General features: G+C 60.7%; 10 protein-coding genes. 8 read left to right on the top strand and 2 right to left on the bottom strand.

Annotated features, from left to right (window positions below; genetic code table 11):
- Window positions 1-25: 25 nt before the first annotated feature.
- Window positions 26-3,850, bottom strand: coding sequence for an Ig-like domain-containing protein (locus tag ACR3EL_RS18010; protein ID WP_170341941.1), 3,825 nt, complete (start codon window positions 3,848-3,850; stop codon window positions 26-28).
- A gap of 229 nt (window positions 3,851-4,079) precedes the next feature.
- Between ACR3EL_RS18010 and ACR3EL_RS18015 the strand changes: the two genes are divergently transcribed.
- On the top strand, window positions 4,080-6,119 hold the full coding sequence (locus ACR3EL_RS18015) for a dockerin type I domain-containing protein (RefSeq protein ID WP_480722505.1): 2,040 nt from the start codon (window positions 4,080-4,082) through the stop codon (window positions 6,117-6,119).
- A gap of 160 nt (window positions 6,120-6,279) precedes the next feature.
- Here the strand turns inward: ACR3EL_RS18015 and ACR3EL_RS18020 are convergent, their stop codons facing one another.
- Complete coding sequence (locus tag ACR3EL_RS18020; protein WP_093963099.1) at window positions 6,280-7,155, bottom strand: MurR/RpiR family transcriptional regulator; 876 nt, start codon at window positions 7,153-7,155, stop codon at window positions 6,280-6,282.
- Between the two features lie 104 nt (window positions 7,156-7,259).
- Here ACR3EL_RS18020 and ACR3EL_RS18025 point away from each other — a divergent pair, with 104 nt between their 5' ends.
- The 7 genes from ACR3EL_RS18025 (at window position 7,260) to ACR3EL_RS18055 (ending at window position 15,134) form a co-directional block, all read left to right on the top strand.
- Entirely contained in the window at window positions 7,260-8,045 is a 786-nt protein-coding gene (locus ACR3EL_RS18025) for an N-formylglutamate amidohydrolase (RefSeq protein ID WP_170525855.1), read from the top strand.
- Between the two features lie 16 nt (window positions 8,046-8,061).
- Window positions 8,062-8,580 carry a TRAP transporter small permease subunit gene (locus tag ACR3EL_RS18030; RefSeq protein ID WP_480722506.1) on the top strand — a complete coding sequence of 173 codons (519 nt, stop codon included), beginning with the start codon at window positions 8,062-8,064 and terminating at the stop codon, window positions 8,578-8,580.
- Window positions 8,580-9,905: a TRAP transporter large permease gene (locus ACR3EL_RS18035; protein WP_480722507.1), complete on the top strand. Its 1,326-nt coding sequence runs from the start codon at window positions 8,580-8,582 to the stop codon at window positions 9,903-9,905. The genes ACR3EL_RS18030 and ACR3EL_RS18035 overlap by 1 nt, the downstream gene beginning before the upstream one ends.
- A 70-nt stretch (window positions 9,906-9,975) precedes the next feature.
- Window positions 9,976-11,007 (top strand): TRAP transporter substrate-binding protein, encoded by a 1,032-nt coding sequence (locus ACR3EL_RS18040; RefSeq protein WP_093963096.1) that lies wholly within the window; start codon window positions 9,976-9,978, stop codon window positions 11,005-11,007.
- Window positions 11,008-11,092: 85 nt separating this feature from the next.
- Complete coding sequence (locus tag ACR3EL_RS18045; RefSeq protein ID WP_170341951.1) at window positions 11,093-12,445, top strand: glutamine synthetase family protein; 1,353 nt, start codon at window positions 11,093-11,095, stop codon at window positions 12,443-12,445.
- A gap of 94 nt (window positions 12,446-12,539) precedes the next feature.
- Window positions 12,540-13,922, top strand: a complete 1,383-nt coding sequence (locus ACR3EL_RS18050) for an aldehyde dehydrogenase family protein (RefSeq protein WP_170341953.1) — start codon at window positions 12,540-12,542, stop codon at window positions 13,920-13,922.
- A gap of 66 nt (window positions 13,923-13,988) precedes the next feature.
- Window positions 13,989-15,134, top strand: coding sequence for an iron-containing alcohol dehydrogenase (locus ACR3EL_RS18055; protein WP_170341955.1), 1,146 nt, complete (start codon window positions 13,989-13,991; stop codon window positions 15,132-15,134).
- The last annotated feature ends 17 nt before the right edge of the window (window positions 15,135-15,151 follow it).

The raw sequence follows: 15,151 nt of genomic DNA on the forward strand, positions 1-15,151 counted from the left end.
CCCCACCTTTTCATGTTTGTCAGGATCAACTTGACGCGCCGGTCGGATCGGTATGCAGTATGTTGTCGCTGCTCAGACCGCTCAGATCACCCAGGCCGTCAAACTGCGCGACCGTGCTGACCGTGGCTGAGGTTGGGGCGGAATAGTCCACCTTGACCAGCACACTGTCAGTTCCATCGCTGGCCAGCAGATAGATCTCATCTCCGGCTTGAGCCCCGGTAAGCGTTTCTGCGGCGGCTTCCAGAGTATCGGTTGTCAGATCGGTGAGTGTGGTTGTCAGCCCTACAAAACCTGTGTCGGTCGCGATCATGTCGCCAATCGCGAGTGTTTCGACACTTGTTCCATCACCGCGAAGCGATGAGACATCCAACCCGCTGAACATAATGGCGTCGGCCATGTCGGCTGCAGGCCCCAGGGTGAAACCCGTTACGATATCGGTGCCGTTGGCCGTCGGGTCCGCTTCGAAAACGATAAGATCTCGGCCAGCGCCGGACAGATCGATCACATCGTCGCCGTCCCCACCGCGGATGACATTGTCGATACCCGTGGCCGCCAATGCGTCTGCGCCGTCTGTTCCCAATACCCAATGGGTCGGGCCACCGTCGGGCGTGTTGATCGTCAACTCGATCGGCTTCGTCGGGTCCAGCACCGTCATCGTGAACGTGACGACAGGCTGGGTCAGGTCGCTAAAGCTTGTCGCGGCCCCGCCAAAACTGATTTCCGCCGCCCCGTTCGGGTTTGCCAGAAACAGATCAAAACCGGTGTTTTCGACCTCGGATCCCATGTCATAGGTCACGACCGCGGGGTCAAAACCCAAGTTGGCCGTGAAAGCCAACCCACTGGATATGTCCCGGTCCGCTTCGGCATGTATTTCGAAAGTTATCGTCGACCCGCTCCGGCCTGCCTCGGAAATGAAATAGGCCGCTGGAACGTGAGCCGTCGCCTGTTCTGTCGCGGGTAGGGGGTTCGGTCCTCCGGCAACCGTCGCTGAAACCGAAAAATCCAAAAGGTCACCCGCCGTTGTGCCCGAAAACGCCGTGGCAGGTACGTTCAGGCTCCACGTGCCGTTGGCCGCGACCGTGGCTGTGCCGACAGAGACCGAGTTCAGCATCACCTCAACGGTTTGTCCCGCGCCGAGACCTATGGATGAACCGCTGACTGTCAGGCCGCTGGATTGCGCGTCACTCAGCGAAACCGCGTCGTTGGTTCCGACTTCATTCAAGGTCAGGATGGGTCGGTAGTCGGTGGTCACCGAGGCTGCCGCCTGAGAAGCGGGGTTGCCAGCGGTGTCCGAAACCGATGCGGTGATAGAATAGGTTGTTCCGTCAGAAAGCGCGTTCAGATCAGCTGTAGGTATGGTGGTCGACCAGACCCCACCCGAAGCGGTGGCTGTGTAGGTCTGCCCGTTCAGCCCTACAGTAATGGTTTGCCCATCTTCGGCTGTCGTTGTCCCCGATACTGTCAGGTCGCTGTCCTTCTCGGTGACGTCTAGAACCGATCCAGTTCCCAGGGGGGTCAGTGAGATGGTCGGGGCGCTGAAATCGGTGTTGAACCCAGTCGAAGTCGTCTGTGTATTTCCGGCTGCGTCGCTGACCGACGCGGAAATCGTGTAGGATTCGGCATCTTGCAGGCCGCTAAGGTCGAGGGGTGAAGCGGTGTAGGTCCACGCGCCACTCGTCACTGTAGCGGTGCCTGAGACATCCACAGTCCCGTCCGCTCGTTGAACTTGGATCGAGACGACCGTTCCATCAGGCGCGTCGGAAATGCCGGAGACCGTCATTCCGCCGGATTGCTCTGCCAGGTTCATGGTGCCCCCGGCCGATACCGTCGAGATTGACAGGGCGGGGGCCGTAAAGTCCGTGTCGAAGCTGCCAGTGGCCTGTGCGGCCGGGTTCCCAGCAAGGTCCGAAACATCGGCGGTCACGGTGACGGTGGCACCGTCGGAGAGGCCGACCAGATCGGCTGTGGGAATGCTGACACTCCAGTTGCCACCTGAAACGGTGGCGCCGTAGGTTTGACCGTTCATTCCAATGGTCACGACCTGGCCGTCTTCGGCGGTCGTCGTTCCGGATATGCTGAGGTCGGTTCCCTGTTCGACCGCGTTCATGACCGCGCCGTCCGAAAACGTGTCGATGCTTATCGTTGGGGCGGTCGCGTCTTTGGAAACTCCTGCACTCGCCTGTGGGGCCACGAGGCCATCGGCATCCGTCACGTCGGCGGTGATGGTGAAAGTTGCGCCGTCGGCCAGGGCAATCAAATCCGCGTTCGGCACGGTCACGCTCCACGTCCCTCCGGACACAGGGCCCGTGTAGGTCTGACCGTCCAAAGTTACCGTGACTGTCTGGCCATCGGTTACATTCCCGGTTGTGCCGCTGATCGTCAGATCTGCTCCGGCTTCGGCCGCGTTCAAGACCGCACCGACGGGCAGAGGCGAAATAGAGATAGACGGTCCGCTCAGGTCCACGGGCACCGAAACCGCAGCAGGCGTGGCCGGGTTTCCGGCGGCATCGCTGATCGTGGCACTGATGTTGATGGGGCTACCGGTGACCAGAACGCCGAGGTCGGCTGTGGGAACTGTCACACTCCAAACACCGCCTGAAGCGGTTCCGCTGTAGGTCTGGCCATTGAAAGTCAGCACAACCGGTTGGCCATCTTCGCCGGTCGTCGTGCCGGTAATCGTCAGGTCCGATCCGACGTCCACAAGGTCGATCTGGCCGCCTGCGACAGGGTCTATTGTTATGGCTGGGGCGAAAAAGTCAGTATCAAAGCTGTTGGTGGCTTGAGCCGCGGGATTGCCTGCGCGATCCACCACATCAGCGGTCACATTGACGGTCGCACCATCGGGCAGAGACGCCAGATCGGCGGCCGGAACCGTGACGCTCCAAGTGCCGCCGGACACCGTTGCGGTATAGATCTGACCGTTCAACCCCACAGTCACCATCTGACCATTTTCCGCATCGGTCGTACCACGGATTTCCAGATCTGACGCGCTCTCGGCCGCATTCATGACCGCCCCGTGGGAAAATCCTGTTATCGCGATGGCCGGAGCGATGGTGTCGATGTTGAACGTGGCTGTTTCGACAGCGATCTCACCTCCGGCTCCATCCAGGTGCCGGATCGTCACGGATGCGACCCCCTGAGGCAACCCTGCCGCCTCGATTTGGCTCAGCGAAACGCTCCAACTGCCGTCCGGCCCCGCTGATACGGTTTTGGTGACCGACCCGATGGTTACTTCGACCGAAACGGTGCCATCAGGTGCTGACGCCTTGGCGGTGGTGCTGTTCAGCGAATTTCCCTGCAACTGGGATAGGTTCAGGCTGGACGGGCTCGGCGACTCCGCGGGTGTCGCGGCATCTTCGCCGCCACCGCCGCCAGCGGCGGCCGCGCCGGCCAGACCCAAACCACCCAGCACCGCGCCTGCGGCTCCCATACCGCCACCACCAGCTGCCGCTGCTCCGGCGGCTTCAGCGGCCACTGCAAGCTGCGCGACTTCAACGGCCACGTCTTCGGCAATCATGATTGACCCGTTTTCCAGAACGTGCACGTTTTCCGCGGAAACCAGGACTGTGCGACCGTCCAATAGCTTCAGTTGAACGTCGCCGTTGAGCAGCAGTTTGACCGACTGGACACCGGGCAGGACATCGGCAAACTGAAATGTGCTCAACTCCTCCTCAGTGGCTTGGGCCAGCGCGGGCAAGGCCAGAAGGGCAGAGGCCAAACCACCGCCGACTCCCGATCCGGCCCATCGGCGCAGACGCGCTTTGACCCATTTGCGGACATGCTTCTCATGCCCTGCATCTGGTGAGTCCTTCTGGATGGAGACTTCGTGCGAAACAGGTTTCATCGTCATCATGTCCTCACAATCGGTGGCCGCGGATACCCGCGCGACAAGACCGAAGAAGCCAAGTTCTGTTCTTCTTTCCTGCTGCCGAGTTATTCATGCGGTCGGACCTTGAAAAATTGAGTTAATCTGGAGCCGAATTCCTCGTTTTCACCACAATTTCGTTCTCGTCTTTGCCTTGGCACCGCGTCACCCTCGAAAGGACTGCCAGCGATGGCATTGGGGGTGATCTGAGTTGATGCTTCAGTTCGAAAGAGTGGTTGCAACGGGGAGTCCGGCGCTCGATTCAGGTATCGGCGATACGGCTTTAAAAACGTTTAACGGTGTTACGTATCTGTACAGCACGACCCGGGCTGGCGGCGGCATCGTGGTCTGGCAGCTTGTGGATGGTGGGGCTCTGCAATTCCACGACGATCAATATTTCAGCGGCACCATATCGTTGCAGGTCGGCAGCCTTGGTGCTCTGGTCGCATTGGGCGCAAGCGATCTGTTGGCACTGGACGTCGATAACGCAACAGGCCTTGTCGGATACGAGTTGAATACGGATGGCACGATCGGGGCGCTGCAAGAAACGGCGGCGATTCCCGGAGGCGGTGATGTCACAGCATTGGTCCAATACTCGGTGGGTGCGGTCGACTACCTGACGGTGGCCCATCAGGACAGCGGGCTCATCGGCACCTACGTGGTGAACTCGAATGGTGCACTCAGTCATGTCGGCTCGGTCGCGGGCAATGCCGGGACGATGCAGACTGCGGCGGTGAGCAGCAACCAGTATGTCGTCACTGCCAATGCCACCGACAATGCGATCCGGGTGTTCAACGCCGATCAGGGAAGCGGGACGCTGATCGAAGTTGACAACACGACAACCCAAACGCTTGGGATCAGTTCTCCGACAGCGTTGGAAACCGTTGATGCGTATGGACACACGTGGGTTCTAGTAGCCGGGTCCAGCAGCAACTCCATCAGTGTGATGGAGCTGCGCGCAGACGGAACACTGGTTCCAAAGGATCATGCGTTGGACACGTTGGGTACCCGTTTTGGCGCAGTTCAGGACATGAAGGTCGTCGAGGTGGATGGACGCGTCTTTGCCATCGCCGGCGGCGGAGATGACGGGGTGACCCTGCTGACGATGACCCCTGATGGCAAGCTGATCTACCTGGACAGCTTTGCGGATACGCTGGATAGCGGTCTTCAGAATGTTGAGACCATCGAGGTGGCTCATGTTGGGGACGACCTTCAGATCTTTGTGGCATCGCAGCAGGATGCAGGGCTAACCCAGCTGACAGTGTCTTTGGACTCCTTGGGCAATGTCATCGAGGGGAATGGATTCGTAACCGGAACCGCTCAGGACGACATGCTGAGCGCCGGCGTTTTAGACACTGATTTGCAGGGCGGTGCCGGTGACGACATTCTGATTGCCGGTCGCAGTGAAACCACCATGCAGGGCGGTTCCGGCGCGGACATCTTCGTTATGCGGTTCGGCAGTGGATTGACGACGATCACGGATTTCGAGGCCGGAACCGATCGGTTGGATCTGTTTGACTACCCGATGTTGCGCAACCCCGGGCAGCTGACCGTGACGTCAACGGCACAAGGGGCTCGGATTGAGTTCATGGATGAAACCGTCGAGTTATTTTCGACCGACGGCGGCACACTCACCAGCGCCGAAATTTTCGGGTCCGGTTTCGAGGGGCCGGATCATATCCCTGTTGACTTTGGCGTGCTTGCGGGGCCCGAGGCCTCGGCCGGTGTGACGGGTCCAATCACGGTAGAGTCTTCCGGTTCGAACCCCGCGCTGAGCGATGCTGAGATCGTCTTCACGCCAGTTGGAAACAGCCCGATATCGGTACAGGCCGACGATCAGGGCCAATTCGATCTTGATTTGCCATCAGGTTCGTTGTCGGGTCACGTGGACATCATCAAATCGTATTCCCATGCCAGCGGAGAGATCACGGCCCTGGATGCGCTACAGGTTTTGCGGATAGCGGTCGGTTTGGGACCAACCTGGGGACCCGCAGCCCCCGAAAACCTGATCGCGGCCGATATCACCCGGGATGGCACCGTCAATGCACTGGATGCCATGGCGATCCTGCAGGTTGCCGTTGGGTTGCCCACCGCACACGAGCCGGAATGGGTTTATCTGGATCAGAACGCCGATCTTTCCTCAATCACGCCCACGAATGTCGACTATCAAACCGGCGCTGCGGTTACCGCCCTGGATGGGATGTTCAGTGTGGACATGACGTCGATCCTGCTTGGGAATCTCGAGGCGGTGTGAACTGGCTATTCGCGGAACGCAAAAGGTATCGTGCTTCCGCGCAGACGTAGGCTAATCTTAGCAGAACAGCCTAGCCCGGTTTTTTAGAGATTGCCCAATGGCTACCAAGCAGATGCGGCATTTCCAACCAAAATCCGGCGCACAGGCGATGGTTCGTTCGTCACGCCTCGTGGCTGCGGAAGATCCGTGTGGTCGAGAAATAGCGCTCCAACTCCTCGATACGCTCCTTGCTTTCTTCCCAGCGCGCCTCCTGAACCTCCGCAATCAAGGTTTCCGAAATGAGTTGAAGGGCGATCGTCGAATCCCAGCTTGATGGAGCTTCGACCAGAGCGTGAAAGGTATAGTTGGCCGATTTGCCGATGGGCGACCCCCATTGGTCGGTGAACAGCACGACGGTCACCCCGCGATCGGACGCAACTTGTGCCAGCTTTTCCAGATGCGCCTCGTAGCGGCGGATGTCGAAGATGACCAGAACCGAGCTTTCGTCCATGTCCAGCAGGTATTGCGGCCATACATTGGCCGAGTTGCCCAGCATGGTCACGTTGGGCCGGATGATCTGCATGTGGTTGAACAGATAGTCGGCGTTCGAGCGGGTGATGCGGCCGCCCACGACATACAAATGGCGCTCGGTATCGGCCAGCAACTGCGCCACCGCGTCGAACATCGACTTGTCCAGCCGCTCCAGCGTGTGGCGCATGTTGGTCCAGACGGCTTGGGCAAAACGCGTGATCGGATGTTCGGTTTCATCATCCACGATCCAGGCGTCGCGTTTCGAGATCGGCTTTTGGATTTGTGCCGCGACTTCTTCGCGTAGCGCCTCCTGCAGCGCAGGAAACCCATCGAAACCCAGTTTTCGCGCCATGCGAATGACCGTTGGGGTGGACACTTGCGCCGCCGCTGCCAGCTTGGTGATCGATTGCAGCCCACCCATCGGATAATCCTGCAACAGGACCGATCCCAGCTGCCGTTCCGAGCGGGTCAGGCCTTCAAGTTCGTCCTGAATGCGTTGTTTGACCGTTTTGGCGACAGAGGCCATCGGCGCCCTCATATTATTCAATTTGCTACAGGATATGAGTGATTGTAATTTTGTCTACAGAAATTTTCTTGACAGGCCCAAGGCCGCTGTAACAAATGCTACGCATGCAGTCCAAGACCGAGTCATCTCTGTTATCCCCTCTGGAAGTGCCCGCCGCACGTGTGTTGAACGCGCGTGGCGTGGCGCGCGCGGTTCTGGTGTGCGAACACGCAAGCCGGTTCATTCCTGCGGCTTTGGATGGGCTGGGGTTGGACGACGTGGCGGCCCGTTCACACGCGGCCTGGGATATCGGGGCACTGGAGGTTGCAGTTGAACTGGCCGGCGCCCTGGATGCGCCTCTCGTACACTCGCGGGTCAGTCGGCTGGTCTATGACTGCAATCGTCCGCCCGAACGGGAAGACTCGATGCCGCCGCGCAGCGAGGTGTTCGCGGTGCCAGGCAATCATGGTCTGACCGCGGAACAGCGCGCCCAGCGAGTTCGCGACATTTATAAACCGTTCCGGGGTCTCTTGTCGCAAACGCTGGACCGCCGCCCAGAACCGCCTGTTCTGATTACGATCCACAGTTTTACACCAATCTACAACGGCAAGACCCGGGCGGTCGAACTGGGGATTTTGCATGACTCTGATGACCGTGCGGCTCAGGTCATGCTGAACCATGCAGCGCATTGCGGGCTGAGAGTGGCGTTGAACGAACCCTATTCGCCAGAGGATGGTGTCACGCACACCCTGCGTGAGCACGGTATCGCGCGGGGCTTGCCCAACGTGATGATCGAGATCCGCAATGATCTGATCGACACGCCGACCGGGGTCAATCGGATCGTGGGGCTATTGACGCCAATTTTGGCCGCCACGGTCGAAACCTTTTCCGACGCAGGGCAGAACACATGAGGGCAGGGGTGCAGGTATGAGCTTCATGCGGGGATATATTGCGGTCATCGACCGCATGAACCGCTGGATCGGGCGGGTCGTGATGTACGGTATCTTCGTGATGATGGGCATCCTGCTGTGGTCGTCCATCTCAAAGACCTTTTTCCTTCCGTCGCTCTGGACGCTCGAAGTCGCGCAGTTCGCGATGGTCGCCTATTACATCCTAGGCGGGCCGTATTCGATCCAGATGGGTTCGAACGTGCGGATGGACCTTCTCTACAGCGAGTGGTCGCACCGGCGACGGGCCTGGACCGACGCGTTCACCGTTCTGTTCCTCATCTTCTACCTGGGCGTGATGATCTATGGCGGGTTCGACTCGCTCAGCTATTCCCTGCAATATGGCGAGCGCAGCCCGACCGCGTGGCGCCCCTATCTGTGGCCGATCAAGGTGATCATGGTCGTGGGGCTGATCCTGATGCTGCTGCAGGCCATTTCCGAGCTTTTCAAAGATATTCTGCGCCTCATGGGCGATGACATCCCGCGCGAGGTGATCTGATGTCGTATGAGTTGATCGCCATCCTGATGTTCTCGACCATGATGCTGATGCTGCTGACCGGTCAGCGCGTATTCGGCGCCATCGGTTTCGTGGCCGTGGTGGCTGCGCTTCTGCTGTGGGGCGACCGTGGCGGCTATGACATCGGGTTTTCGGCCGCGATGAAGCTGATGAAATGGTACCCGCTGCTGACGCTGCCGATGTTCATCTTTATGGGCTATGTTCTGGCCGAGTCCAAAATCGCCGACGACCTGTACAAGATGTTTCATATCTGGATGGGTGGACTAAATGGCGGGCTGGCCATTGGCACGATCGGGTTGATGGTGCTGATCTCGGCGATGAACGGGCTGAGCGTGGCAGGCATGGCGATCGGGGCCACGATTGCGCTGCCCGAACTGCTCAAACGGGGGTACGACAAGAAAATGGTCACAGGGGTGATCCAGGCCGGATCATCACTTGGGATACTTGTGCCACCCTCTGTTGTACTGGTTCTCTATGCGATGATCGCGCGTCAGCCGGTGGGGCAGCTGTGGTTGGCGGGCATCCTGCCGGGCCTGATGATGGCGGGCATGTTCATCCTGTACATCGTGATCCGCTGCCGGATAAACCCGGAACTCGGCCCGGCCCTGTCCAAAGAAGAGCGCGACGTGCCGATGGCGGAAAAACTGCGGCTGCTGCGCGCGGGACTGCTGCCGTTGGCGATCTTCGCGGCGATGATGGTGCCATTCGTTAATGGCTGGACCTCGCTGGTCGAAAGCTCGGCCATCGGTGCGCTGACGGCTTTTGCGGCCGCCGTGCTGAAAGGGCGGATGACGCGGCAGGTGTTCGAGGTTTCGGTGCGCTCGACCCTAGGCATCACCTGCATGTTCATGTGGATCATCCTGGCCGCGCTAGCCTTTGGTGCGGTATTCGACGGGCTGGGCGCCGTGCGCGCGATCGAGACCCTGTTCACCGAACGGCTGGGCCTGAACCCCTGGGTGATCCTGATCCTGATGCAGCTGAGCTTCATCGTCATGGGCACCTTTCTGGACGACACCGCGATGCTGGTGATCGTGGCGCCGCTGTACGTGCCGCTGGTGGGGGAACTGGGCTTCGACCTGATCTGGTACGGGGTGCTGTACACGATCACCACGCAGATCGCCTATATGACGCCGCCCTTCGGCTATAACCTGTTCCTGATGCGGGCCATGGCCCCGCCCGAGATTTCGCTGCGCGACATCTACGGTTCGATCCTGCCCTTCGTGATGGTGATGACGCTGGCGCTGGCCATCATCATGACCTTCCCGCAGATCGCGCTGTGGCTGCCCGACTACATCTACAACAAATGACCCCGGACATACCGGGGCACATGCGAGAGGATGGTCTCTCGCCCATCGAAACCGACAACGGAGAGAGAAGATGACGAACAGACGCACATTCCTGAAAGGGGCCGCCGCGGCCCCGGCAGCCGCGCTGGCCACCCCGGCGCTGGCGCAATCCACAATCCGCTGGCGCATGCAGACCTATGCCGGCCCCGCACTGGCCGAGCATGTGATCGACCCGGCCATCAAGATGTTCAACCAGATCGCCGGCGACCGGATGCAGATCGAGCTGTTCTATGCCGACCAGCTTGTGCCCACGGGCGAGCTGTTCCGCGCCATGCAGCGTGGCACGATCGACGCGGTGCAGTCGGATGACGACTCGATGGCTTCGCCCACCGAAGTAACCGTGTTCGGCGGCTATTTCCCCTTTGCCTCGCGCTACTCGCTGGACGTGCCGGTCCTGTTCAACCAATACGGTCTGAACGAGATCTGGGACGAAGAGTATTCCAAGGTGGGCGTCAAGCACATCTCGGCCGGCGCCTGGGATCCGTGCCATTTCGCCACCAAGGACCCGATCAACAGCCTGGCGGACCTTCAGGGCAAGCGGGTCTTCACCTTCCCGACGGCGGGCCGGTTCCTGTCGCAGTTCGGCGTGGTCCCGGTGACCCTGCCGTGGGAGGACATCGAGGTCGCCGTGCAGACCGGCGAGCTGGACGGCATCGCCTGGTCGGGCATCACCGAGGATTACACCGTCGGCTGGGCGGATGTGACCAACTACTTCCTGACCAACAACATCTCGGGCGCCTGGGCCGGGTCGTTCTTTGCCAACATGGACCGCTGGAACGAACTGCCCGAAGACCTGCAGACCCTGTTCCGCGTCTGCACCGACCAGTCGCATTACTACCGTCAGTGGTGGTATTGGGGCGGCGAGGCATCGCTTCGCGTGAATGGTGACAAGATGAAGCTGACCTCGATCCCGGATGAAGAATGGGCGCAGGTCGAAGCCGCCGCAGTGGCGTTCTGGGATGAGATTGCAGCCGAGTCCGAGACCAAGGCGAAGGTTGTCGAGATCATCAAGAAGTACAATGCCGACATGCAAAAGGCTGGCCGTCCCTACCGGTACGGCTAAGGTGAAACCGGCCTGCCCTCATACCGGGGCAGGCCGATGCAAACGTCAGTCCGGCAGGTGGCGCCGGCGCAGAAATAGGTGGCTCATGCTCAACTTCGACACGCTCAAGACCCAGGTTGCCGAAGGCTCGGTCGATACGGTTCTGGTCTGCATGGTGGACATGCAGGGCCGCTTGATGGGCAAACGATTCCACGCGGGCCATTTCGTGGCCGGGGCCTGGGAAGAAACCCATTGCTGCAATTACCTGCTGGCCACCGATCTCGAGATGGCGACGCCGGATGGCTATGCCTCGACCAGCTGGGAGCGCGGCTATGGCGACTATGTCATGAAGCCCGACCTCAGCACCCTGCGCCCGGTGCCGTGGCTGGAGGGCACGGTGATGGTGATGTGCGACGTGCTGGATCACCACACGCATGAAGAGGTTCCACACGCGCCTCGGTCTATTTTAAAGAAGCAGGTCAACCGGCTGAAGGCTATGGGCTATGACGCGATGTGCGCCACCGAGCTGGAGTTTTTCCTCTTTGAGAAGAGCTTTGACCAGATACGCAAAGAAGGTTTCCGCGATCTGGAACCGATCTCGGGCTACAACGAGGATTACCACATCCTGCAGACCACCAAAGAAGAGCATGTGATGCGGCCGATCCGCAATCACCTGTGGGATGCGGGCATTCCGATCGAGAATTCCAAGGGCGAGGCCGAGGCCGGGCAGGAAGAACTGAACATCAAATACGCCCCGGCCATGCAAACGGCCGAGTATCATTCGATCGCCAAGAACGCGGTCAAGGAGATCGCGTGGCAGCACGGCCATGCAGCGACCTTCCTGCCGAAATGGCATCATGACCGGGTCGGGAGTTCGTCGCATGTGCATCAGTCGTTGTGGGCGGACCGGCAACCGGCATTTTTTGACAAGGCCGATCCGCTGGGCATGTCGGACCTGATGAAAAACTACATGGCGGGCCTGCTGAAATACGCGCCCGACTATACCTGTTTCATGGCGCCGTACATCAACAGCTACAAGCGGTTCATGAAGGGCACCTTTGCGCCGACGCGCATCATCTGGTCGGTGGACAACCGCACCGCGGGGTTCCGGCTGTGCGGGGATGGCACCAAGGCGGTGCGGGTGGAGTGCCGGATTCCGGGTTCGGACATGAACCCCTATCTGGCCATCGCGGGCATGCTGGCCGCAGGGATCGCGGGCATCGAGGAGGGGCTCAAGCTGCAGCCGCCGACCAAGGGCGATGTCTATCAGGGGGATACGGGCATGATTCCGGGCAACCTGCGCGCGGCGCGGGATGCGTTGCATGGGTCGTCCATGCTGAGGGCGGCCATGGGCGATGACGTGGTGGATCACTATGTCCGCGCCGCCGAGGTCGAGATCGAGGAATTCGAGCGCGTGGTGACCGATTGGGAGATTGCCCGCGGGTTCGAGCGGGCGTAGAGGGCGGATGTGAGGGGCCAGCCCCTCACGCTCCCCGGAATATTTTTGGCCAGATGAAGCAGCGGGTCTGCTTTGCTTGAGGATGGAGTGACCAATGGGTCAGGTGTTGAAATGTATCTCGCCGATCGACGGATCGGTGTTTGCCGAGCGGAACACGCTGGATCGTGACGCGGCATTTGCCGCAGCGGGCCAGGCGCGGGCGGCGCAGGCGGATTGGGCAGCGCGGCCCCTGCAGGAGCGCATCGATCTGGTGATGGCCGGCGTTGCCGCCGTGGGTGCGATGAATGACGAGATCGTGCCGGAACTGGCCCGGATGATGGGGCGGCCGGTGCGTTATGGCGGCGAGTTCGGCGGTTTCAGCGAACGCGCGACCTATATGGCGGGCATTGCGCGCGATGCGCTGGCTGATATTGCCGTGGGCGAGGACGAGACGTTCAAGCGTTACATCAAACGCGTTCCGCATGGAGTGGTGTTCGTCGTGGCGCCCTGGAACTATCCGTACATGACGGCGATCAACACTGTGGCGCCGGCCTTGATCGCGGGCAATACGGTTGTGCTGAAACATGCCACGCAGACCCTGTTGGTGGGTGAGCGCATGGCGCGGGCCTTTCACTCGGCTGGCGTGCCCGAGGACGTGTTCCAGAACCTGTTCCTGAGCCACGACGTGACCAACGATCTGATTGCAGGCAAGGCGTTCGATTTCGTGAACTTCACCGGCTCGGTCGCCGGAGGGCAGGCGATGGAACGGGCCGCGGCCGGAACCTTTACCCCCGTCAGCACCGAGTTGGGGGGCAAGGACCCGGGCTATGTCATGGATGACGCCGATCTGGATGCGGCGGTCGAGACGCTGATCGACGGTGCCATGTTCAACTCGGGCCAGTGCTGCTGCGGGATCGAGCGGATCTATGTGCATGAGAGCCTGTATGACGATTTCGTCGCCAAGGCGGTCGAGATCGTCAAGGGTTACAAGCTCGGCAATCCGCTGGATCCGGAGACGACGCTGGGGCCGATGGCCAACGTGCGTTTTGCCGACGAGGTGCGCGCCCAGATCACCGAGGCCGTGGCCGCCGGTGCCGTGGCGCATATCGAGACCTTTGCCGAGGATGACGGCGGCGCCTATCTGACGCCGCAGATCCTGACCAACGTCACCCACGACATGCGCGTGATGCGCGACGAAAGCTTTGGCCCGGTCGTGGGGATCATGAAGGTGTCCTCGGATGACGAGGCCATTGCCTTGATGAATGACAGCGAGTTCGGCCTGACCGCCTCGCTGTGGACGCGCGATGTGGCGCGGGCCGAACGCATTGGCGACCGGATCGAGACCGGAACCGTGTTCATGAACCGGGCCGACTATCTGGACCCGGGTCTGTGCTGGACCGGCTGCAAGAATACCGGCCGTGGCGGCGGCCTTTCGATCATCGGATATCACAACCTGACACGTCCCAAATCCTACCACCTGAAAAAGGTGACGGGCTGAGGACGATTTGCCTGCCCCGGACCGACCCCCTCGCCGGGGCAGGCCTTAGACACAAGGAAAGCTGACATGAGTCTTGTTGGAAACTGGTCCTATCCGACCACGATCAAATTCGGCGCGGGCCGCATCAAGGAACTGCCCGAGGCCTGCGCGGCGGCGGGGATCAAGCGCCCGCTTCTGGTGACCGACCGCGGCCTGGCCGATCTGCCGATCACCGCCGCGACGCTGGACATTCTCGAGGCCGCCGGGCTGGGCCGGGGCCTGTTCAGCGAGGTCGACCCGAACCCGAACGAAAAGAACCTCGAAGCTGGCGTCGTCGCCTACAAGGCGGGTGGGCATGACGGTGTGATCGCATTCGGCGGCGGCTCGGGGCTGGATCTGGGTAAGATGGTTGCCTTCATGGCCGGTCAGACGCGGCCGGTCTGGGATTTCGAGGACATTGGCGATTGGTGGACCCGTGCGGACGCCGAGGCGATCGCGCCGATCATCGCGGTGCCGACGACGGCCGGCACCGGCTCGGAAGTGGGCCGCGCCAGCGTCATCACCAATTCGGAAACCCATGCCAAGAAGATCATCTTCCACCCCAAGGTTCTGCCGGCCGTGGTGATCTGCGACCCTGAACTGACCGTGGGCATGCCGAAATTCATTACCGCCGGGACCGGCCTGGATGCCTTTGCGCATTGTGTCGAGGCCTATTCCAGCCCGCACTATCACCCCATGAGCCAGGGCATTGCGCTGGAAGGGATGCGGTTGGTCAAGGACTTTCTGCCGCGCGCGTATGCGGACGGCACCGACATCGAGGCCCGCGCCCAAATGATGAGTGCGGCCGCCATGGGTGCGACGGCGTTCCAAAAGGGGCTGGGCGCGATCCACGCCATGAGCCACCCGATCGGCGCGGTGTTCAACACCCATCACGGCACCACCAACGCGGTCTGCATGCCACCGGTTCTGGAATTCAACGCGCCTGTGATCGCCGACCGGTTCGACGTGGCCGCAGCCTATCTGGGCATTTCGGGCGGGTTCGACGGGTTCCGGGCCTTTGTGCAGGAATTCAACGACTCGCTGGGCATTCCGCGCAAGCTGTCCGATCTGGGCGTGACCGAGGATGCAATCCCGGAGTTAGTCAAAGGTGCGATCATTGACCCCTCGTGCGGTGGCAACCCCATCGAGTTGACCGAGGAAAACCTGACCGGATTGTTCAGGGCCGCTCTTTGAGTGTCAGTCGGATCCGG

Source organism: Ruegeria sp. BJ3, from assembly GCF_056535665.1.